The sequence below is a fragment of the Paenibacillus tuaregi genome, from assembly GCF_900086655.1.
In the GTDB taxonomy this organism is placed as follows: domain Bacteria; phylum Bacillota; class Bacilli; order Paenibacillales; family Paenibacillaceae; genus Fontibacillus; species Fontibacillus tuaregi.
The window spans coordinates 3,021,666-3,044,520 of record NZ_LT575476.1 but is presented as its reverse complement, the minus strand read 5'-3'; the positions used below and the strand labels follow the sequence as shown (position 1 = coordinate 3,044,520).

At 50.3% G+C, this 22,855-nt stretch carries 16 protein-coding genes; 13 read left to right on the top strand and 3 right to left on the bottom strand.

Going from position 1 to position 22,855, the window contains the following annotated elements; all coding sequences use genetic code 11:
* Positions 1-11 precede the first annotated feature (11 nt).
* Positions 12-1,298, top strand: a complete 1,287-nt coding sequence (gene fabD, locus BN6628_RS13745; RefSeq protein WP_068618322.1) for an ACP S-malonyltransferase — start codon at positions 12-14, stop codon at positions 1,296-1,298.
* A gap of 14 nt (positions 1,299-1,312) precedes the next feature.
* Positions 1,313-2,701 (top strand): M20/M25/M40 family metallo-hydrolase, encoded by a 1,389-nt coding sequence (locus BN6628_RS13740; RefSeq protein WP_068618320.1) that lies wholly within the window; start codon positions 1,313-1,315, stop codon positions 2,699-2,701.
* A 696-nt stretch (positions 2,702-3,397) separates the two neighbouring features.
* On the opposite strand, the gene BN6628_RS13735 is transcribed toward BN6628_RS13740, so the two are convergent.
* Positions 3,398-4,795 carry an amino acid permease gene (locus tag BN6628_RS13735; RefSeq protein WP_068618318.1) on the bottom strand — a complete coding sequence of 466 codons (1,398 nt, stop codon included), beginning with the start codon at positions 4,793-4,795 and terminating at the stop codon, positions 3,398-3,400.
* Between the two features lie 444 nt (positions 4,796-5,239).
* On the opposite strand from BN6628_RS13735, the gene BN6628_RS13730 reads away from it, so the two are divergent.
* The 5 genes from BN6628_RS13730 to BN6628_RS13710 all read left to right on the top strand — a co-directional run bounded on the left by BN6628_RS13730 (position 5,240) and on the right by BN6628_RS13710 (position 10,957).
* Positions 5,240-5,584 carry a hypothetical protein gene (locus BN6628_RS13730; RefSeq protein WP_068618316.1) on the top strand — a complete coding sequence of 115 codons (345 nt, stop codon included), beginning with the start codon at positions 5,240-5,242 and terminating at the stop codon, positions 5,582-5,584.
* 31 nt (positions 5,585-5,615) lie between these two features.
* A complete protein-coding gene (locus BN6628_RS13725; RefSeq protein WP_068618314.1) occupies positions 5,616-7,874 on the top strand; it encodes a hypothetical protein in 2,259 nt (752 codons plus the stop codon).
* Between the two features lie 100 nt (positions 7,875-7,974).
* A complete protein-coding gene (locus BN6628_RS13720) occupies positions 7,975-9,066 on the top strand; it encodes a tetratricopeptide repeat-containing glycosyltransferase family 2 protein (protein ID WP_068618312.1) in 1,092 nt (363 codons plus the stop codon).
* Positions 9,059-10,624 carry a glycosyltransferase family 2 protein gene (locus BN6628_RS13715; protein WP_068618310.1) on the top strand — a complete coding sequence of 522 codons (1,566 nt, stop codon included), beginning with the start codon at positions 9,059-9,061 and terminating at the stop codon, positions 10,622-10,624. The genes BN6628_RS13720 and BN6628_RS13715 overlap by 8 nt, the downstream gene beginning before the upstream one ends.
* A 114-nt stretch (positions 10,625-10,738) precedes the next feature.
* Complete coding sequence (locus tag BN6628_RS13710) at positions 10,739-10,957, top strand: hypothetical protein (RefSeq protein WP_068618308.1); 219 nt, start codon at positions 10,739-10,741, stop codon at positions 10,955-10,957.
* Between the two features lie 226 nt (positions 10,958-11,183).
* Here the strand turns inward: BN6628_RS13710 and BN6628_RS13705 are convergent, their stop codons facing one another.
* Positions 11,184-12,947 carry a sensor histidine kinase gene (locus BN6628_RS13705; protein WP_068618306.1) on the bottom strand — a complete coding sequence of 588 codons (1,764 nt, stop codon included), beginning with the start codon at positions 12,945-12,947 and terminating at the stop codon, positions 11,184-11,186.
* Between the two features lies 1 nt (position 12,948).
* Positions 12,949-14,523 carry a response regulator transcription factor gene (locus BN6628_RS13700; protein WP_068618304.1) on the bottom strand — a complete coding sequence of 525 codons (1,575 nt, stop codon included), beginning with the start codon at positions 14,521-14,523 and terminating at the stop codon, positions 12,949-12,951.
* Between the two features lie 251 nt (positions 14,524-14,774).
* Between BN6628_RS13700 and BN6628_RS13695 the strand changes: the two genes are divergently transcribed.
* The 6 genes from BN6628_RS13695 to BN6628_RS13670 all read left to right on the top strand — a co-directional run bounded on the left by BN6628_RS13695 (position 14,775) and on the right by BN6628_RS13670 (position 22,850).
* Entirely contained in the window at positions 14,775-16,088 is a 1,314-nt protein-coding gene (locus tag BN6628_RS13695; protein WP_068618301.1) for an ABC transporter substrate-binding protein, read from the top strand.
* Positions 16,089-16,113: 25 nt separating this feature from the next.
* Positions 16,114-16,989, top strand: a complete 876-nt coding sequence (locus BN6628_RS13690; RefSeq protein ID WP_068618299.1) for a carbohydrate ABC transporter permease — start codon at positions 16,114-16,116, stop codon at positions 16,987-16,989.
* Positions 16,986-17,792 carry a carbohydrate ABC transporter permease gene (locus BN6628_RS13685; protein ID WP_082926907.1) on the top strand — a complete coding sequence of 269 codons (807 nt, stop codon included), beginning with the start codon at positions 16,986-16,988 and terminating at the stop codon, positions 17,790-17,792. The genes BN6628_RS13690 and BN6628_RS13685 overlap by 4 nt, the downstream gene beginning before the upstream one ends.
* 21 nt (positions 17,793-17,813) lie before the next feature.
* Positions 17,814-19,853, top strand: a complete 2,040-nt coding sequence (locus tag BN6628_RS13680; protein ID WP_068618294.1) for a beta-galactosidase — start codon at positions 17,814-17,816, stop codon at positions 19,851-19,853.
* Positions 19,854-20,038: 185 nt separating this feature from the next.
* Entirely contained in the window at positions 20,039-21,481 is a 1,443-nt protein-coding gene (locus BN6628_RS13675; protein WP_068618293.1) for a glycoside hydrolase family 1 protein, read from the top strand.
* Positions 21,482-21,641: 160 nt separating this feature from the next.
* Positions 21,642-22,850, top strand: coding sequence for an MFS transporter (locus tag BN6628_RS13670; protein WP_068618291.1), 1,209 nt, complete (start codon positions 21,642-21,644; stop codon positions 22,848-22,850).
* Positions 22,851-22,855 lie beyond the last annotated feature (5 nt).

Here is a 22,855-nt window from a genome sequence, read left to right as displayed (position 1 = left end):
CGTGATGGAACATGCTGAACAAACATGCGATATGGTTTCCCGGTCAGGGCTCGCAGCGCACCGGAATGGGAAAAGCACTGAGCGAGCAGCATGCGATCGTCAAATCGACGATGGAGGAAGCGAACGAAGCGCTGGGCATGCGCCTTGACAGCCTGATGTATGAGGGACCGATGACGGAGCTGACGCGGACTGAAATTGCCCAGCCCGCCATTCTTGCGCTTGGTGTGGCCATGTATCGCGTCTACAGCCAGGAATGGGGGTACCTGCCTGTGATGGCTGCCGGCCATAGCTTAGGCGAGATTACTGCTCTTACCTGCGCGGGGGCCATAGCGTTCCCGGAAGCACTCCGGCTTGTACGCCGCCGCGGCGAGTTGATGCAAGGGGCCGCTGCTGCGGGGGTCGGCGCGATGGCGGCGGTGAACGGGCCGAGTTCGGATGTTGTCGCCAAGGTATGCTTGGAAATTAGCGCAGGCTGTGCGGACGGAAGCCGTATTGTTGTGGTATCGAACATAAATTCAGAGCAGCAAACGGTGATTTCAGGTCATAAAGAGGCCGTGCATGAAGCGTCCGAAAAACTGTCTGCCCATGGGGCCGCAGTCATACCGCTGCAGGTAAGTGCGCCGTTCCACAGCCCGTTGATGGCCCCGGCGGCTGAGCAATTTGCTGAAGTGCTGAGCCGCGTCCCGTTAGGAAAAATGGACTTTCCCGTTGTTTCGTCCTTGACGGGTCTGCCTTACGGAGATACGGCAGAGATCGCGGGTAATCTGGCAAGGGGATTAACAGAACCCGTCAATTGGCCGGCGGTCCTTGCATTTCAGAAAAGCATTGGCGCTGCCGCTGCCGTGGAACTGGGTCCAGGTACTGTATTGAAACGGCTGGCACCAGTGAACGGCCTGCGCGTATTCGCTTTTGATGATATGGAGGATGAGGCATATCTGGCTGCTGCAAGCCGGCGAACGGATGCTTATTCAATTGAACTGCTGAATCGTTGTCTGGCTATCGCCACTTGCGTCCGCAACCGCAATTGGAACGCGGCCGAATATGAACAAGGCGTCGCTTTCCCTTACCGCGGCGTGCAGCAGTTGGTCGAGCGGCTGCGTGAGACGGGGGAGCAAGTGGCAGAGGCGCATGTCCGGCAGGCACTGACGATGCTGGAATCGGTGTTCCGCACCAAAGGCGCGTCCGCCGAAGAGCGGGTGCGGCGGCTTGCCAGACTGCAGGGTGAGTTCGGTCTGCGAGGCTTGCCAGGTATTGCTGCCGACCGATCCGACCGATCATACGCGGGTAGTCTTTTATAGGAAGGAGCGGGGTCATGGGTATTCGGCTGGCTAATGACGAGTCGGATCAGGATGAAGCCTGGCGCTATGTTGAGCTGCCGTCTCCTGTAGAGATTTTGCAGACCTTGATCCGCTTCAATACAACAAATCCGCCAGGTGAGGAAGCCGCATGCATCTTGTATATCCGGCAGCTGCTTGAGGAGGCGGGTATTGAAACGCGGATTGAGACGCTGGATCCCGCCAGGCCCAACCTGCTCGCCAGGCTGAAGGGCAGTGGAGCGGCAGCGCCGCTATTGCTGTACGGGCATGTCGACGTCGTTGGCGTAGACAAGCAAGTCTGGAGCCGTGACCCGTTCGGTGGCGATATCCACGAAGGTTTCGTCTGGGGACGGGGCGCTCTGGATATGAAAGGAGGTGTGGCTATGCTCGTATCGGCTTTCCTCCTCGCGCATATCCGCAAGCTGCCGCTTCGCGGCGATCTCATATTGGCGATTGTCAGCGATGAGGAAGCAGGGGGCGAATACGGGGCTTCCTTTCTGGTTGAGCGGCATGCCGATTATTTTAAGGGCGTAAAGTATGCACTTGGCGAATTTGGCGGCTTCGCGTTTCATGCGCTGGGGAAAACATTTTATCCGGTTATGGTGGCGGAGAAGCAGCTGTGTTGGCTCAAAGCGACGATTCGGGGAGATGGGGGACACGGCTCCATGGGCAAGCCGGGAGCTGACTGTATGGCGCAATTGGGGAGCATGCTTCAATCGCTTAACAGGAATAAGCTGCCGATCCATGTGATACCGGCAGCCCGGTTGATGATTGAAGGCATGGCCGACGCGCTGCCGCTGCTTCCAGCGCTACTGCTGAGGGGGCTGCTGCGTCCCCGGCTGGCAGGCCTCATTCTGAAGCTGCTGGGGGAAAAGGGAGGAACGTTCGCCCCGCTTCTGCGTAATACGGTCAGTGCGACCGTCGTTCGCGGCGGCGAGAAAATCAACGTTCATCCCAGCGAAATTACGGTCGAGCTGGATGGCCGAACGCTGCCGGGCGTCACTCCGCAGCAATTTATGGACGAGCTGCGCCGCTTTGCGATTGATGATTCGATCGGGCTGGAAGTGCTGCGCCATGATCCATGCGCCGCGGCTCCTGACATGGGGATGTTCGGTTTGCTGTCCGATGTGCTGAAAGAAGCGGATCAGGAGGCCGTTCCGGTGCCGATGCTGCTGCCCGGGGGAACGGACGGAAGATGGTTTGCGAAGCTTGGCATCCAAACCTACGGTTTCCTGCCCATGCCGCTGCCCAAGGACATGCAGTTTACCAAGCTGATTCATGCGGCGGATGAACGTATTCCCGTAGAAGCGGTGGACTTTGGCACAGATGCGATTTACCGGGTGTTGGAGCGCTACGGTGTGCAGCCGCTGTCATCAGATGGTTAGAGCAGCTTGTCATACATTGCCCGGAGGAGAGAAATCAACGGTCAGGGTGAGTTCAGGGCGATTCTCGCTGGGACAGACCCTTTAACATGAGACAAAATCAAAACATCTTCAAGAGGATGGAACCCTGGCGTAAGATAGGGAGATAATCTTGGAGGTGTTTTTGTGTTTTAGGAACAAGTTGGGTTATCCAGTGGAATGAAGATGCAAGCGATCGGATCGAGATTGACGGGTGTCGCCGTGGGCATGGTTATGAAGCGGAGAGACCGAGTGATCCTGAAGAAGCGGAGCGTAGGACTTTGTCTCCGAAATGCCCCATTGGATAGTTATTTCAAGGATTTCGGAGACAACAGGGATCGTAAGAACACTCGGAATCGCAGCACCCTAAAAGGGTGACCTTTATTAGTTCATTTTATAATAGATAAAGTAGTACCACGTGTCCGAAAAATATCATAGTGATTTAGACAGCGCATATACATCTCCAAGCCTACTAAAGCGGCTGTCAAAGGAAAAGGCATTACCATAAAGCATGCCCCGAAGGATACGCCCATTGATAATGCTCTCATTGAATTGCTTTTTACGTTAAAGTCATAAACCTTCTATCACGAATAAACTTCTACACCGACTGGAATCGGCGAGCAGACCGTTCGAGACTACATTCCATTCAAACAAAACTAAACAGCCCAGTCGCCGATTCATTTACACCGATTTCTTGTTCCGCAGAAGAAGCGGATAAAACAGGATGCCGCTGACAATCAGGACGACACCCAACAGGAATGTCTTAAGATCTGCGTTACCTGCAACGATAACCCAGAGAGAGTATATAGCAGCTAGGACCGCGATGATGCCCTCGGTTACCCGTTCTTTTTGCAGGGAGTAAGTCTCCCCGGTCCAGATCAGCTTGAGATGGTAAAGCGAGGCGATCAAATAGGGTACCAAGTAGGCGAGCGTGGCGATATAGATGATAAAATCAAACGCTGCCGAGATAGATCCGGAGATCGTGGACAGCAGCAAAATTTGGCCAAGTGTGTTGGACACCCAAAGCGAAACCGTTGGCATGTCTTTACTGTTCTCTTTGGCGAACGACGTTAGAAAAACTCCCAGCTTAGCGGCCTGGTATGGTACCTCGCTGCTCAGCAGCACCCAGCCGATCGTAGACCCGAGCAAGCTGATTAAGCCAAGCCCAGCCAGAAGTTTGCCCCCGATAGGTCCGAGCACGGTGGAAATGCCGTCTACCAGTGGGTTCTGGGAGGCGATCAGTTGATCCTGTGGGAGCAGGCCCATAGTCAGGATGCTGATGCCGACATACAGCGCAATGGAGATTAGCAGCCCTACGATGGTTGCCCAGCGGATATCCTGCTTCCTGCGGGCCCGGGCCGCAAAGACCATAGCGGATTCAACCCCAATGAAAGCCCATAGCGTTGCGACCGAGGCTCCGTTTATCTGGGAGAGAAGCCCGAGCGTTTCTCCGCTGCCGTTCGTACGTGGGGCCACTAGGGGTCCGATTTTGCTCTGATCAAAAGCAAAAAGGGCGATCACAATGAAGAGCGCAAAACCAATAACTTTTGTTGCGGTAGCGATAAAGTTCAGTTGCCCTGCGCCCTTCATTCCCTTGAGACAGATGGCATGTGTTCCCCATAAAAGTACTGAGCACACGAGGAACGTAAGAACGTTGCCTGCTTTTAACGTAAAGCTTCCAAGCGTCAGCCACACCTTGTCACTGGTAAGCACCGGGAAGAAGGTGGACAAATAGCTGGTAAAAGTTGTGATCACCGCAACAAATCCTGCGATATTGCCAACCCAATAGCCCCAGGTGGACATGAAGCCGGCCAGCAAGGCGGCGTGGGAGCCTTCGCGGAATAACTCCTTTGCGTAAATTTGTGGCCCCCCACTGAGCTCCGGCTTTCGGACAGCCAGACTGCCAAAGACAAGCGCCAGCATAAGCACACCAAGACCGGTAACGCCCCATCCCAGCAAAACACCCGCAGGACTCGCCGCTTCGGACAAAGAGCGGGGCAGCATGAAGATTCCCGAGCCGACCATATTGCCAACCACAAGGGCCGTTAGAACCCAGAAGCCTAGTTTATGTCTAGTCATGATGGTAAACCCCTTTTGTAATAATTTGAATTAGCCACAGGATAATAGAAAAAACAAACTGACAGATACCTATAATACACTTTCTTCTGGTAAAGCACCAGAGAAAATTTTCAGGGATCTGCCGAAGTATGAAGCTCATCGCTGCCATTATGGCGGAGTGAGCTTTATTTTGTAAGAGCGAAAGGGAACAGCGGGTACGAGGTGTCTTTGCGAATGAGATGCAAATTAACATGGATGGGCTCCCTCGTCCAATCATTCTATAAACGTGAGGAATACTATATTGATAGTGCTAGGGGTCAATGACCCAATTGGCATTGCTTAAGAAATAGGGACAGCTGATGAAAATCAATTGATGAATGTGCTTGTATACTGCACATATTTGAGGTTGGGAGTTGATAAACTTTTATATTTACATCTAAATTCTCAGTGGAAAGGAGCGATGGAATGTCCTTTTTCTCAACTGGTCCAATTGAAAACAACCCTGTGGGTGGGGTCAGGACGACTCAGCAGCTAACCGTTAAAATCGAAAATCGTGATCTTGTAAACTCAGGCACAGTCCAAGTACATGGATATGTACTTGACACCGCAATGACTCTATATGTTGTCGATCCTATTTCTGTAAGTCCGTCTGAAGTGGTTACAAGAAATTATTATGCAAATCTGGATGCTATAAAGTTCGATTTCACAACGGGAGGACCCGCACAGAATCAGATTGTGATTTCCGTGTGGGGTAAAGATGATACCGGCCAGCTTCAAGCTGCCCATCGTGTAGTTAGAGAGGAACTGTAATAACCAATAGTAAAAGGAGAGGGTTATCAAAATGGCTTTTTTCTCGACCGGACCGATAGAGAACAATTTAGTTGGCGGTGTAAGGCCTACTCAACAATTAACGGTGAAGGTTGATAACCGCAGTTCGATAAATACAGGAACTGTTTTAATTCGGGGATATTATTTAACTACAACAAGAACGCAATACGTGCATGATCCGATTGTACTTGGCCCGAATCAGGTCATAACCAGAAATTACTATGCTGATTTGGATACGTTAGATTATGAATTTATTACAGGCGGCACCGCAGAAGCTGAAATTGAGATCTCCGTATGGGGGAAAAATGCGGCCGGACAGTTGGTCCCAGCACACCGTATTTTGTCCGACGAGCTGATTGGATCGGACGTTGGTATCGGACCGACTGGGGCAACTGGGCCTTCAGGTGCTACAGGAGCCACAGGAGCAACCGGTCCTGCAGGTGCTACCGGATCAGGAGCCACGGGAGCAACCGGAGCAACAGGCGAAGCAGGAGCCACAGGAGCGACCGGCGAAGTAGGCGCCACGGGAGCAACCGGAGCAACGGGCGAAGTAGGCGCCACGGGAGCAACTGGAGCAACTGGAGCAACTGGAGCGACAGGCGAAGCAGGAGCCACAGGAGCGACCGGAGCAACAGGCGAAGTAGGCGCTACGGGAGCAACTGGAGCGACAGGCGACGTGGGAGCCACGGGAGCGACTGGAGCGACAGGCGACGTGGGAGCCACGGGAGCTACCGGAGCGACAGGTGAAGCAGGAGCCACGGGAGCAACAGGAGCAACTGGAGCTACAGGCGAAGCGGGTGTTACCGGAGCAACCGGAGCAACAGGCGAAGTAGGAGCCACGGGAGCCACGGGCGCGACCGGAGCAACAGGCGAAGTAGGAGCCACGGGAGCCACGGGCGCGACAGGCGAAGCGGGTGCTACGGGAGCAACCGGAGCAACAGGCGAAGCAGGAGCCACGGGAGTAACTGGAGCGACGGGCGAAGCAGGAGCCACGGGAGCGACCGGAGCAACGGGCGAAGTAGGCGCAACGGGAGCGACTGGAGCGACAGGCGAAGCGGGAGCCACAGGAGCAACCGGAGCAACAGGCGACGTAGGCGCCACGGGAGCGACTGGAGCGACAGGCGAAGCGGGAGCCACAGGAGCAACCGGAGCAACAGGCGACGTAGGCGCCACGGGAGCGACTGGAGCGACGGGCGAAGCAGGAGCCACGGGCGCGACCGGAGCAACGGGCGAAGCAGGAGCCACGGGAGCGACTGGAGCGACGGGCGAAGCAGGAGCCACGGGCGCGACCGGAGCAACGGGCGAAGCAGGAGCCACGGGAGCGACGGGCGAAGTAGGCGCCACGGGGGCAACAGGAGCAACTGGAGCTACAGGCGACGTGGGAGCCACGGGCGCGACTGGAGCGACGGGCGAAGCGGGAGCAACTGGAGCTACAGGCGAAGCGGGTGCTACGGGAGCAACCGGAGCAACAGGCGACGTAGGCGCCACGGGAGCGACTGGAGCGACAGGAGCAACTGGAGCGACGGGCGAAGCAGGAGCCACGGGCGCGACCGGAGCAACGGGCGAAGCAGGAGCCACGGGCGCGACCGGAGCAACGGGCGAAGCAGGAGCCACGGGAGCGACTGGAGCGACGGGCGAAGCGGGAGCAACTGGAGCGACAGGCGAAGCGGGTGCTACGGGAGCAACCGGAGCAACGGGCGACGTAGGCGCCACGGGAGCAACCGGAGCAACAGGCGAAGCGGGTGCTACGGGGGCAACCGGAGCAACCGGGGCAACAGGAGCAACTGGAGCTACAGGCGCCACAGGAGCCACGGGAGCAACTGGAGCGACGGGCGAAGTAGGAGCCACGGGGGCAACCGGAGCAACAGGCGAAGCGGGTGCTACGGGAGCAACTGGAGCTACAGGCGACGTGGGAGCCACGGGAGCAACTGGAGCGACGGGTGAAGCAGGAGCTACGGGAGCCACCGGAGCAACGGGCGACGTAGGCACCACGGGAGCAACCGGAGCAACAGGCGACGTAGGCGCCACGGGGGCAACCGGAGCGACAGGCGAAGCGGGAGCCACGGGAGCAACCGGAGCAACAGGCGAAGCCGGAGCCACGGGGGCGACAGGAGCGACCGGCGAAGCAGGAGCCACGGGAGCAACTGGAGCAACAGGCGACGTAGGCGCCACGGGAGCAACCGGAGCAACCGGGGCTACAGGAGCAACAGGTGAGACCGGGCCAACCGGGCCGACGGGACCAACTGGAGAAACAGGGCCCGTAGGGCCGTAGGCTGGGCTGGATTTGAAATTAAGAAAAGCATCGTTGTAGAGCGGTGCTTTTCTCTTATTTCTTAATCTGAAAGCATAAAATATGGGGGTACATCTGCCAAATGATAACCATAAGTTTATGTATGATTGTAAAAGATGAGGAAGAGACGATTGGCCGGTGCCTGGATTCAGTCAAACACATTGTGGATGAAATCAACATTATTGACACAGGATCCAAGGATCAGACCAAAGCGGTTGTTTCCAAATATACGGATCGAGTCTATGATTTTGAGTGGATCGAGGATTTTGCTAAGGCAAGGAATTTTGCTTTCTCGAAGGCAACTAAGGATTTTATTTTGTGGCTGGATGCGGACGATGTATTTCTCGAGAGAGATCAAGATCAATTACTTAAGCTAAAGCAAGAGCTTGATCTTACTGTGGATTCTGTCACTATGGAGTATCACTTGGCTTTTGATGAATTCGGCAATGTCACTTTAAAGTCTGTCCGAAACCGGCTGGTGAAGAGGAGTAATCAATTCCGGTGGGTGGGTGCAGTCCACGAATATCTGGAAGTCGGCGGAAATATACGAACGAGTGATATTGCAGTTACACATCAAAGCATTCGGCACGACACAGACCGGAATTTGCGAATCTACGAGAAACAGTTGGCAGAAGGGTGTGAGTTTACTCCCCGGGATTTGTTCTATTTCGCTAACGAGCTGCGGGACCATCAGCAATATGACCGAGCAATTGTATATTACGAGAAATTTCTATCAACGGGAAAAGGTTGGGTAGAGGATAATCTCTCAGCCTGCGGGAAGCTGGCGGATTGTTATTATGCAGTGGGAGACGCTGAGAAACAGCTGGAGTCTACGCTCAAATCATTTCAATATGATCAGCCGCGCCCGGAATTTTGCTGCCGGTTAGGGTATTATTTTCTATCCAAGCACCTGTACCAAGCAGCTATATTCTGGTATAACCTTGCTGCTACAATTGAGCTTCCAAAAGAGAATCTGGGATTTAAAAATCCCAGCTATTCCACTTGGCTGCCGCATTTGCAGCTCTGTGTGTGTTATGACCGGATAGGCGAGCATGAGTTAGCATACAAACATAACGAAGAAGCCCGGCGCTACCGGCCTACGGACGACAAGATTTTGCAGAATAAAAAGTATTTAGAGTCTCTCTTGACCCAAGAGGTTGAATCCCATGGATAAAGCCCGGGTCCTGGTAGCAAGTCCAATCTATCAGAAACCTGAAGTATTACAACCATTTCTGGAATCGCTTAGCCGGCTGGAGCAGTCAGAAACGGAGTGCTCATTTCTCTTTGTTGATGATAATAAGGACATTCAATCCAGCAGGCTTCTTCAGGAATTTCAAACTGCGCATCTTAAAGTGACTTTAATCTCCTCTAGGTCAGAAGCGGATTATGTGACGGATGATCGTACCCATTACTGGAATGAAGATTTGATATGGCATGTGGCAAATATTAAAAACATGATTTTACACTACGCATTAGAACAGGGGTTTGACTATGTATTTTTAGTAGACTCCGATCTTTTATTATATCCCCAGACGTTGGATCACCTGGTTTCGCTTGGAAAGGACATTGTTTCGGAAGTATTTTGGACCAAATGGCAGCCGGAAGCAGGTGAGCAGCCTCAGGTGTGGCTAAGTGATGAGTATACCCAGTGGAGGCAGGTTAGAGGAGAACAGCTTTCCGAAGAAGAGAAGCTACGTCGTTACCATGAGTTCATTGAACAGATGAGAACCCCTGGAGTATACGAAGTAGGCGGATTGGGGGCATGTACCTTAATCAGCAGGAAGGCGCTGCTAACCGGTGTGAATTTCAAGCAAATTCCTAACCTTTCCTATTGGGGGGAAGACCGGCATTTTTGCATCAGGGCCGCCGCACTGGGGCTTCAGCTGTACGTGGATACTCATTATCCGGCCTATCATATTTACCGTTCATCTGATCTGGAAGGAGCTCCAGAATTTATGTCCAGGTCGTCGGCATCAGATGTTGGGCAAGCATCGGCCCATCCATTCATTGACACCCCTCACATTAGAATGGGGAGTCATAACAAGTTAACACTGACTATGATTGTCAAAAACGAAAGCGGCAGGTATCTGGAAAAAGTGCTTGCCGAACACAGACAATATATTGATGCCGCAGTCATCATTGATGACGGAAGTACAGACAACACTTTGGACCTTTGCAAAGAATATCTGGAAGGAATTCCTCTGCATTTAGTCAGCAATACTTCCTCCAAGTTCTCAAATGAGATTGAACTGCGCAAGCAGCAGTGGCGCGAGACTGCCGCAACCCAGCCGGAATGGATTCTAAATCTGGATGCGGATGAGATGTTTGAGACAAGATTTGTTAAGGAGCTGCCCAAGCTGCTTAACCAGACCCATACAGATGCGTTTTGCTTTCGGCTGTATGACTTCTGGGACGAAGAGCATTACCGGGAGGACCAATTCTGGAACTCCCATCAGACTTACCGGCCGTTCCTCTTAAGATACCGTACCAACTTCGAATATACCTGGAGAGAGACACCTCAGCACTGTGGGCGGTTTCCGAATAATATTTTCCAGCTGCCCAATGCGCTCTCGGATATTCGTCTTAAGCATTTCGGATGGATGAAGAAGGAGGATCGTATCCAAAAGTTCAAGCGGTATATGGAGCTGGACCCAAGCGGTGAGTTCGGATCGATGTCGCAATATTTATCAATTCTTGACGAGCGTCCGAATCTGGTCCGGTGGATCGAATGAAATTTTTGAAGCCTCAATTTTTGAGGCTTTTTGCTTTGATTTACAACTTTTTCTATTTAAGCCCGTCTAATAAGGAGGAAGTAAGTCTAAATAGAAGCCGAAGGAGAATTAAATATGCTTTTTAAAAAAATCAGTAAGGCTATCTTCCTTGCCACGATTTCAGCCAGTCTCTCTATAGGTGGAACCTTAGCGATTCCTAATTCGACTTCCGTTTACGCTGAGTCTACAGCGAAGCAGCCGAACAAGGAAGTCGCCAAGATGTACAGAGTGAGTCATGAGCTTCAATTTGACCTAAAGGGAACCCGGGCTAAGCTCGAGGCCGCTATCGGGTAGCTATTAACAGTCCGAACTATCTCCTCATTGCAGGGAGCGGTTATGTCTCGGAGCAATGGGCCGAGTTAGTTGTGGAAATTCCATAATGACAGCTTCTGAACAAGCACGAGGAGATGTACTTATACAAAATGCAAAAAGCCTGAGCTGGTCATACCTTTGTCATCTTGACGGGGGTATACCCATTTCTCAGGCTTTTTGTTATCTCTGAACACTGTCCTTAAGCAGCTTACGCAGCTTCCTGTTTCTCCAAAATGGGCAGGGTGATTCGAACTACTGTGCCATAGCCTGGCTCGCTCTCGATGCGAACACCATACGGGGAACCGAACAGCAGTTGGATACGGCTGTGGACATTGTTGATGCCGATTCCAGACAAATGCTGCCTTTTCTGCTCATTGATCTGATCCTCAACCGCTGACATGCCGATTCCATCATCGATGATTTCAATGATCAGGAACTCATCCTGCCGGCGGATGAAGACCTGTATATTTCCACTCGGGCAGCCAGGAAAAGCATGGAAGAACGCATTTTCCACAAACGGCTGGATGATCAGCTTGGGAACGAGGAGCTCGGAGCAGCTCTCTTCAATTTCATAATGGACGGCGATCTGCTCGCCGTACCGGATCTGCTTGATGTTAACGTAATGCTGAAGGGTTTCAATCTCCTGTTCCACAGTCACGCGATCTTCTGTAGAGCCGAGGGTACTCTGCAGCATAGAAATCAGACTGTTGATGGTCTCGTCAACTTGGTCGGTACGGTTCATTTTGGCCAAATATTTGATTGAGCTTAAGGTATTGTACAGAAAATGTGGATTGATCTGCATCTGCAGTGCGTTGAGATCCGCTTTCCGCCGCTCCTGCTGCTCATAAACAAGCTTCTCGGTATACTGGTCAATTTTGGTAATAAACCGGTTGTAGGCTTTTGTTAATACGTTCGTCTCATAGCTCCCATCCTCCTGAAGCGGATGGTATTTCAAGTTATCGCCTTTGGAGTCCCGCATCGTTTTGACCAGATTATTCAAAGGTCTGGTTATTCTCCGGCTAAGCGAATAGACAAAGATCATACTTATGATAAGGATGAGGATAACTACTTTGAGAATTTCAGACGAAATCCTGTACAGGGATTTAAAAGCCGTTAACTGATCAATCTCCTCTACCAGATACGCATTATACTCAGGCAGAAAATAAGAGATGTACGTTTGTTTCTCATCTGTATCAGACCAGACCCCCTGATGCTTAACAGAAGTATCCGTGGCAATGGATAGAAGAGACGTATTCTTCTTGCTGATCAGCTTCTTGTTATTGCTCGACAGAACGGTACCGTCGGATGATATGAGCGAAATATGGATGCCATCCGAAATATAAGGTTTATATTTCCGGTAAATATTAAGTTCGTCCATGACAACGGCAACATAACCATACATACGGTTCGTTGTTGTATCTATTAATGGCTTGGCTGCAAACAAGTAATTATCATAAGGAACGGATTCCGAGAATAAATCTAGGCTGCTGTAGTACTGAATCCGATTCTGAACCTGGCCATTATGGTTCATGAATTTCGAGACGAAGTCCTGCGGGATCTTGTCCCATTTGAGAGAATTGCTCGAATAATGCCTTCCGCCTTCACCGGGAATGCCGGATACGATGATGTGCGAATTCTCGGGGCTTAGATAGTCTTTATAGAGATCCATGTATCTCCCGAGCGCAATCACAAGTTTAATCTGCTCCAGCGGTGTGTTGGCCGGCTTCGTGATATAATTCCTGAACTCCTTGCTTCGATTGACCTGAAGCATGGTGTTGACGACTTGATCGTGGTAGCTGAGCAAGTCATCTTTCATGAGGTTCATGTTGGCAGATGCATTTCGTACGACCTGATCGAGCAGAATGCGTTCCGAAATGGATGACGATGCGAACATCAGGAGGACCGAAATCAGGATTGTACCGGATAACATCAGGATTAGAATTTTGATAAAAATGCTGTTTTTCCGAAACACATCATTCACCTGATCTCATGGCAAGAATATGATTGCGGTGCTCGACAGGTGTCATGCCAGTCACCTTTTTGAATACTTTAGAGAAATAATTATGATCTGAGAATCCGGTTAACTGACTGATGTGGGATACGGATAGGTCCGGGTTGCGCAGCAGCTCTTTGGCTTTATCAATCCGCACCCGATTAATGTACGTTGTTAAATTTTCATTCGTCCGCTGTTTGAAATAGGTGGATAAATAGCTGTAATTCAAATGGAACTTGTCCGCCAGCTCTGACAAGGAGATTTCACCCGCATAGTTCTGGTTTACGTATTCATAAATCTGATGCAGAATCTTGGACTGAGGATCCGCCTGGCGGATGACAGCCTTCAGGTTATCCATAAATTCGCAGTAAACGGTCTCCACCTCATCCCAATCAAAAGCAAGATCAATCCTCTTAAACAGCTTAAGCTTGGAGGAATTAAGCTCTGATAATGGCTGCTTCATCTGTTCAAGCGTGCTCATTGCGGAATAGATAATGTTCTGGCATAACCGCTTCAGGCTGTATTCGTCATATGCTTGCGTGGCCCGGATATGGTCGAGCAGGGCCTGGCACTGATCTGCTGCGTCAGCAATAGCAAGCGAACGAATGGAGGAAGTGAATTGAGCCTGATCAAATAGGACTTTATCAGTATCACGCTTGATCTCATGCTCGGCAATACAATGCTGCCCAGGAAAATAAATGAGCTTCCCCATGCAGCCTGATAACCATTCATGCTGGGCGTGGAGCTGGCCCAGGCTGTCAAATTCCTGTGAGAGAATGAACTTAATGAAAGAAAGCGATTTCATAGCATTCCGCGTAAATGCATCCAGGCAGACTGCCACATGACCGGATTGATTAGTATCATAATTGACCAGCACAAGGCATTCATTTTTTAGAAAAATGCAGGCATAGTTGCACCCGACTAGATGGTCCTGGGCAAGCCTGATAAGGACCTGTTCAATTTGGGCTTGTGTGTACTGAGTTCTGGACAGCAGGATGGACGTGCTTGCTTTCACCATGCGATAATGCTCCCCAGGGAAAGTGTCCCGCCACGGCTGTGAATCGTAATTGATGCTCTCATTAGGATTGGTGTCAGCGCTAAGATATTGCCCGAGCTTTAGGGCAGCATCGAATTCTCTCGGACTCGCGGTCAATGGGCCGGTCCCCATCTCACCACAAAGGGACTGGATTAAGGAAATCAGCTCCGTCGCTGAAACCTTCGGCTTCAGCAAATAATCGTTAACACCGTATTTGAATACTTCCCGGACGTAATCGAATTCGCTATAGCTGCTAAGCACAATGACTTTAATGTCGGGATGCTGTTTGCGCATCAGCTTGGTGAATTCAACCCCGTCCATAACGGGCATAACGATATCTGTAATAACGACATGCGGACGAGCCTTGTCAATCAGCTCCAAGGCCTCCTGCCCGTTGGAAGCTTGAGCGACAATCTCGATGCTGTATTCACTCCAATTACATAGATGCATGATCCCTGTTCGTAAGATGCTCTCATCATCTACAATCATGACACGGTAGGCTGCGGAGTTCTCTATCATGATGGAAGACACCTCGCTGAAAAATTAATATTCCTTATCATATACCAAACCTTAGCTACCGTCCAAAGCAAACAAAAATTAATCCTATAATCTGAAAAAATTACTAGTAAAGCGATTTCATAACATTCAAAAACAATAATTTGTGCTAATAACCAAAGAATTAAGCTTATACAGCGCACCTCTGGATTTTTTACAATACCTGTGAAAGAGCTAAAGCGTTTACAAAACAGAACAAAAAGGGGTTGTACAGCATGGCTAAGAAAAAATGGTTATCCGTATTTGTGCTTGTTACGATGGCAGCGTCGCTCCTGGCGGGTTGCGGTTCATCGGGATCAGAATCAAAAACAGCGGAGGGCAAGGAAGCAGGAAATTCCTCAAAGAAGAAGGTTGTTGCGTGGGCTTGGGACCCATCCTTTAACGGGGCGGCTTTGAAAATCGCGAAGGAGCTGTATCAGAAGGAACATCCGGATTTTGACCTGGAAGTTGTGGACATGGCCAAAGCGGACTTGGAACAGAAGCTGAATACGAACCTGGCATCCGGAGTAAAGGAGGGCCTGCCTGATATCCTGCTCGTCAATGATCCGAATATCCAGAAGTATGTAACCGCTTATCCGAATACCTTTGCGGATTTTACAGACAAGGTGGATTTCACGAAATTCTCTCCATATAAAGTGGAGGCGCTCAAGATTGATAATAAAATCTACGGCGTTCCCTTTGATATCGGCGTAACCGGGATGTTCTACCGTTCCGACTACCTGGAACAAGCAGGTTATACAGCCAAAGACTTAGAGAATATAACCTGGGATCAATACATTGAAATCGGAAAGAAAGTCAAAGAAAAAACAGGCAAGTACATGACAACCATCAATCCGAACGATGAGGCGCTTACGTCCATTTTATTGCAGTCGGCAGGCTCCTGGTACATTACCCCTGACAATAAAGGGAACTTTGTGAACAATCCGGCAATGACAGAAACGCTGCGGGTATATAAAGCGATTGCGGATTCCGGGATAGCGAAACCGGTGACTGGCTGGAGTGAATTTGTCGGCAGCTTTAACGCCGGCGATGTCGCCACGGTCGTATCAGGCGTATGGCAGGTGTCTTCCATTATGGATGCGAAGGATCAAAGCGGCAAATGGAGAGTGGCTCCAATTCCTAGGCTGAATGTAAGCAAAGCTGTAAACGCGTCCAACGAAGGCGGCTCCAGCTGGTTCGTATTTAACGATTCCGCGAACAAAGACCTGGCCATGGACTTCCTGGCCAAGACAATCGGCGGCAGCAGTGAATTCTATGAGCGTTTCTTGAAAGAAAACGGTGGGGTAGGTTCCTATATTCCAGCATTCTCTAGTGAAGCTTACGGCCAGAAATCAGACTTCTTCGGTGGACAATCCATCTATCGCGATTTCACGAAATGGTCTACAGAAGTTCCGGGAATTACCTTGGGGATGTACACACAAGAGGCCAAAGACGCCCTTAAGAATGAACTTCCTAACATTCTGCAAGGTGCGGACTTAACCAAGAGCTTGGCTAACATCCAGACTTTATTCGAACAGCAAGTGCACTAAATAAAAAGTTAGCAGGTGTGAAACCATGGAACGAAAATGGAACAAATCCACGCTGATGGGATGGCAGTTCGTCGCATTACCTTCAGCGCTGATCATCATCTTTAGCTTTTACCCGATGCTTCAATCGCTGCTGCTGTCTTTCCAATCAGGCAAAGGTACTGTATATCACTATGTGGGCTTGGACAATTATGTCCGGCTGTTCTCGGACCCGATGTTCAAGCAAGCCGTGTTGAACACCTTGTTATACCTCATTATTCAGGTTCCGATCATGCTTATGCTGGGCCTTGTGATTGCCCATTTGTTGAACAATCCGAAGCTGCGCTTCAAGGGCTTTTACCGTACGGCAATCTTTCTTCCTTGTGTTACTTCACTGGTATCGTATGCTGTGCTGTTTAAAAGTATTTTTGCTGTAGATGGCATTCTGAACCAGATGCTGTTATCCTTACACCTTATCCATGAGCCCATTGCGTGGCTCATGGACCCCATCTGGGCGAGGGTGGTCATCATCACGGCCATCACTTGGCGGTGGACGGGATATAACATGATTTTTTACTTATCTGCTATGCAAAATATCGATCCCAGCATTTACGAAGCAGCGTCGATCGATGGCGCCTCGAAGACCCGTCAATTCTTCAACATCACGGTGCCTATGTTAAAACCGATTATTTTGTTCACCGCCATCATCTCAACCAATGGTACACTGCAATTGTTCGATGAAGTGGTGAACCTTACGAAGGGCGGACCAGGGAACGCCACAATGACGATCTCTCAATATATCTATAATCTATCATTTGTCTATACACCGAACTTTGGTTATGCCGCAACGGTATCCTATGCAATTGTAATTATGGTTGCCGTGCTCGCGCTGCTCCAATTGAAAGTAGGGGGGGAGAAGCGTTGAAAAGGCTGACAACAGCAGGTGTGCATCTGTTTCTTATCCTGGCTTCAGTCGTCTCTTTATTCCCGTTCGTATGGATGTTAATTGGGATGACCAACAGCTCATCTGATATCCTGAAGGGAAGATTCAGCATTGGTTCGAAGCTCATGGACAATGTCCACAAGCTGATGGAGATGACGAACCTTGGGGCCGCGTCCTGGAATTCAGCAGTCATTGCCATTATTGGGACATTCGGTACACTGCTCTTAAGCTCAATGGCAGGGTACGGCTTTGAAATCTATCAATCTAAAGGCAAGAGCCGTTTATTCGGGCTGCTCATGCTGTCTATGATGATGCCGTTTGCGGCCGTTATGATTCCCCTGTTCCGCATGTTCAGTGACATGGGGCTGCTCAATACACCGACAGCGGTTGTTATGCCAACGATCACAACTGCTTTTATGATTTTCTTTTTCCTGCAAAATACGAAGTCATTCCCGCGTGAGCTGCTGCAGGCCGGACGGGTGGATGGTCTAACCGAGTGGCAGTTATTCACCAGAATCTACATGCCAACGATGAAGCCAACCTATGCGGCTGCCGCGATCATCACTTTTATGAACTATTGGAACAGCTTCTTGTGGCCATTGATCGCCCTGCAGACACAGGAGAAGAAAACGCTGCCGCTCGTTGTTTCCTCGCTGGCCTCATCTTATAACCCTGACTACGGGATTATTATGGTGGCGATTGTCATTACCACGCTGCCCTCTATACTTATTTTCTTCCTGCTGCAGAAGCAGTTTGTGCAAGGAATGTTAGGCTCAGTGAAATAATCGTGATCCGAGGTGATTGGAATGAAAGAACGGTTTCGGGACCGGCTGCTGCACGGTGCGGACTATAATCCGGAGCAGTGGTTGAGTGATCCCCAGATATTAGAGCAGGATGTCCAGCTTATGAAACAGGCGGGCTGTAATGTGATGTCCATCGGCATCTTCTCCTGGGCCGCATTGGAGCCGGAGGAAGGTCGTTATGCGTGGGAGTGGATGGATCAAGTGATCGAGACCCTGCATGCGCATGATATTTCCATCTTCCTGGCAACGCCTTCTGGAGCCCGGCCCGCATGGCTTGCACAGAAATATCCCGAGGTGCTGAGAGTTGCTGCCAATGGGCAGCGTAACCGCTACGGGGCACGCCACAATCATTGTTACACGTCTCCGGTTTACCGGGAGAAGATTGGACAGATCAACAGGCAATTAGCCGAGCGTTATGGAAAGCACCCGGCCGTTCAGCTCTGGCACATTTCCAATGAATACGGAGGAGAGTGTCACTGTGAGCTGTGCCAAGAGGCGTTTCGGTCCTGGTTAAGACAGAAGCATGGGACGCTTGATCGTTTGAATGAGCAGTGGTGGACCACATTCTGGAGTCATACTTACACGGAGTGGGCGCAGATCGAATCCCCGGCACCTCATGGCGAGAATGCGACCCATGGGATGAACCTGGATTGGAAGCGGTTCGTCACCAATCAGACGCTGGATTTCATGAAGCATGAAATCCAGGCTGTAAAGATGGGCAATCCGGAAATTCCTGTGACCACGAATTTTATGTATTACTATGAAGGGCTAAATTACTTCAAGTTCAAAGATACCGTGGATATCGTATCCTGGGATAACTATCCGACATGGCACAAGCGGCCTGATGCCGAGATCGCGATGGATACCGCCATGTATCATGATCTGATGTGGTCGATCCAGCGTAAACCGTTCTTGTTAATGGAAAGCTCGCCAAGCAGCACGAACTGGCAGGGGGTATCCAAGCTGAAGAAGCCAGGCATGCACCTCTTGTCTTCCATGCAGGCTGTAGCCCATGGCTCCAATTCGGTTCAGTACTTCCAGTGGCGTAAAAGCCGCGGTTCCAGTGAGAAATTTCATGGTGCGGTCGTATCCCATGATGGCGGTCCAAACACACGCGTATTTCAGGAAGTGGCTGAGCTTGGAAGCCTCCTTCATGAACTGGCGGGGGTGGCAGACACCGGAAAGTCCGCTGAGGTAGCCATCGTCTATGATTGGGAGAACAAATGGGCTGTCGAAGACGCCCAAGGTCCACGGAATCTAGGCATGGGCTATAAGGAAGAGGTTCAATTGCATTATGGAGCGCTGACTAAGCAGGGAATTAACGTGGACTTCGTAGATATGGAATGTGACATCCATAATTATAAGCTAGTGGTTGCTCCGATGCTCTACATGCAGCGTTCCGGCTTCGAACAGAAGCTTCGCAGCTTCGTGGAACAGGGCGGCACGCTTGTGATGACCTACTGGAGCGGCATCGTGAACGAGAACGACCTTGTACATCTGGGTGATGCTCCGCATCAGCTGACAGATGTAGCCGGGGTTGTCAGCGAAGAAATCGACGGTTTGTATGACCATGAGCTTAACCATGGCTGTATGGTTTCAGAGGAAGAAGGCATAGCCCTTCAAGGATCGTATTCCTGCTCCAAGCTCTGTGACCAGCTGAATCTTAATGGGGCCGAGGTTTTGATGGTCTATACCGATGATTACTATGCCGGGCGTCCTGTGCTGACCCGCAATAGCTACGGAAAAGGTAAGACTTATTATATTGGGAGCAGGTTCGAACCCGGATTTTACGATGATTTCTACAAGGATCTGATTCGCCAGCTCACCGTTTATCGTCCGGTTGATACGGATATGCCGCAAGGTGTATATGTAACCTCCCGTTCGAATTCAGAGGTTGAATATCTGTTTCTGCTGAATTTCACTGGAGAAGCTCAAGTTGTTGCCCCGTTAGAGGGATGGTCGGCTGTTACACGCGATATTGACTTAAGCCAGGGCTGGACGGCGGCTCCATATGAGGTTTTGGTGGCCAAGCGCAGCCTATAGGTTGAATTGAAACTGTGTTATAACTGGCAGTTATCTTAAAAGATCAGATTAAAAGCTTCATTCCTTGCAATAAGGAATGAGGCTTTTTGCATCCAGTAAACTTATGATGGATTCTGTGCGGTTTCGTTAGGGATGCTGGGTAAACTAATCAGAAGAGTAATTATCAATGTAAAGGAGAGATTACCCTGATTCACAGCGAGTTAAAGCCATTTCCACAGGGGTTCCTGTGGGGTTCAGCCTCGGCAGCCTATCAAATTGAAGGTGCTTGGAACGAAGACGGGAAGGGACTGTCTGTGTGGGATGTATTTACGAAGATCGAAGGGAAGACTTATCAAGGAAGCAACGGTAATGTCGCCATGGATCATTATCACAGATACCGGGAAGATGTTGCCCTAATGGCCGAAATTGGGCTGAAGGCTTACCGCTTCTCGGTAAGCTGGCCGCGAATCTATCCTTCTGGTTATGGCGAAGTGAACGAGGCTGGCCTAAGGTTCTATGACCAATTGATCGATGAACTACTTGCTAACGGTATTGAGCCAGTGCTTACTTTGTACCATTGGGATGTTCCCCAGGCACTCATGGATGAGTATGGAGCTTGGGAGTCAAGACGGATCATTGACGATTTCAACCGGTATTGCATTACTTTATTTGAGCGTTATGGGGACAGGGTAAAATACTGGGTATCGCTCAACGAGCAAAATTATAATACCAACCACGGATTTATTACGGCTATGCATCCGCCTGGTGTTAAAGACCGCAAACGCTTCTATCAGGCGAATCACCATGCCTTCTTAGCCAATGCCAAGGTGATTCAGTCTTTCCGCAAATATGTGCCGGGCGGGAAGATCGGCCCGAGCTTTGCATACTCCCCAGCCTACCCCTCTTCAAGCAAGCCGGAGGACATGCTGGCTTTCGAGAATGCGGAGGAGTTTACGAATTACTGGTGGCTGGATGTATACTGCCTTGGACAATATCCGCAAATTCCGCTGCGCTATCTGCATGAACATGGGCTGGCCCCTGAATTTGAGGAAGGTGATCTGGAGCTGCTGCGGCAGGGGAAGCCGGATTTCGTGGGCGTTAATTACTACCAGACAATCACTTATGGTGATAATCCACTTGGCGGAGTGACCGAGGGCAGGATGAATACAACAGGGCAAAAAGGAAGCAATCAATCAACCGGGATTCCCGGCTTGTACAAGACAACCTCAAACCCCAACCTTGAGACATCCAATTGGGACTGGGCGATTGATCCCATCGGCCTGAGGATTGGACTGCGGCGGATTACGAGCCGGTATGGTCTGCCTGTATTCATCACGGAGAACGGCCTCGGTGAATTTGATAAGCTGGAATCAGATGATAAGATTCATGATGATTACCGGATTGATTACCTGAAGTCCCATCTGCTTCAATGCCAGCAGGCGATTAACGATGGGGTGAATTTAATCGGGTATTGCAGCTGGTCCTTTACCGATGTGCTTAGCTGGTTGAACGGCTACCAGAAACGGTATGGATTCGTATATATCGACCGCAACGAAACGGAGGAAAGATCACTTCGGAGAATCAAAAAGGACAGTTTCGACTGGTACCGTGAGGTGATCCGAACCAACGGGGCGCATCTCCACTCTTAAATAACAGTAAGATCAGAGGGTGGCGGTACAGGGATAGTGCATCTCTCGAAGCTGTGGAAAACGCGGCTCTAATGTTGACCATTTGCAGACCCGAATAACATGGTTTGTGCTTACATTGGGCATATTAACCGTAGAATGGTTCAAGTTTGAGGGGGATTCCATGAAAATATCGCTGAACAAACAGTCTATTCTGCTCCTGAGCGTGAATGGATTGTTTGTGCTTGCTGGAGCGTTATCGGGGACGTTCTTGAATGTGTACTTATGGAAAAGCAAGCAGGATTATTCGATGATCGGTTGGTTTACCATCAGTCAACAAATAGCGCTGGGACTTACATTTTGGATTGCAGGCAAGTGGGTGAAAGAGCATAACAAAATGAATGCGCTGCGGCTTGGAACCGCGGTGACGGGATTGTTTTATTTGTTGGTGTTATGGGCCGGCAGGGAAGCCGTAAATTACATATGGCCGCTTGGCATCCTGCTTGGAACCGCCCTCGGTCTGTTCTGGCTTGCTTTCAATGTAGTGTACTTTGAGGTAACGGACCCGGATAACCGCGATCTGTTCAACGGTTGGGTGGGACTCCTTGGTTCAGTGACTGGTATTGTAGGTCCTTTGTTATCCGGTTGGATTATATCCCGGCTAGAGGATGATCAAGGTTACCGTGTCATCTTTACGATATCGCTGGGTATATATGCGGTCAGTGTTGTGTTAAGTTTTTTCTTGAAAAAACGTAAGGTGCAGGGAACTTACAAATGGCTGGAACCGTTCCGGCGTTTGTCCAGCAAAGGGGACCCCTGGCGGCTCGTCGCACCGGCTCTTGCCGCACAAGGAGTGCGAGAAGGTGTATTCTCCTTCTTAATCAACTTGCTTGTCTATGTTGCTACAACACAGGAGTCCAAGCTCGGACAATTCTCATTTATCACTTCGGCCGTAGGGCTGGGCAGCTTCTGGCTCGCCGGAAAATGGTTCAAGCCGAAGCATCGCTACATGGGCACCCTGGTCGGTGCGATTCTGCTTGTTTTGGTTATTCTGCCCTTGCTGTGGAAGGTCGGGTATAATACCTTGCTTATTTTTGGGATTGGGACGTCCCTGTTTCTGCCTTTGTATATTTTACCTATGGTATCGGCGGGTTTTGACCTGATGGGCACAAGTGGGGAGAATGTGGACAAGCGGGTAGAACTGGTTGTTCTGCGTGAACTCAGCCTGATGGCTGGAAGAATCGGGGGCACACTTGTTTTTATTCTAATCCTGTCCTTCAGTCAAACAACGAGCACTTTAACGTGGCTTATCTTGGCTCTAGGCACGGCTCCGATAATCAGCTGGATTAGCATGCGCAGGCTTCTTAAAGCGGGAACCCGTAAAGCATCCTAATAAAA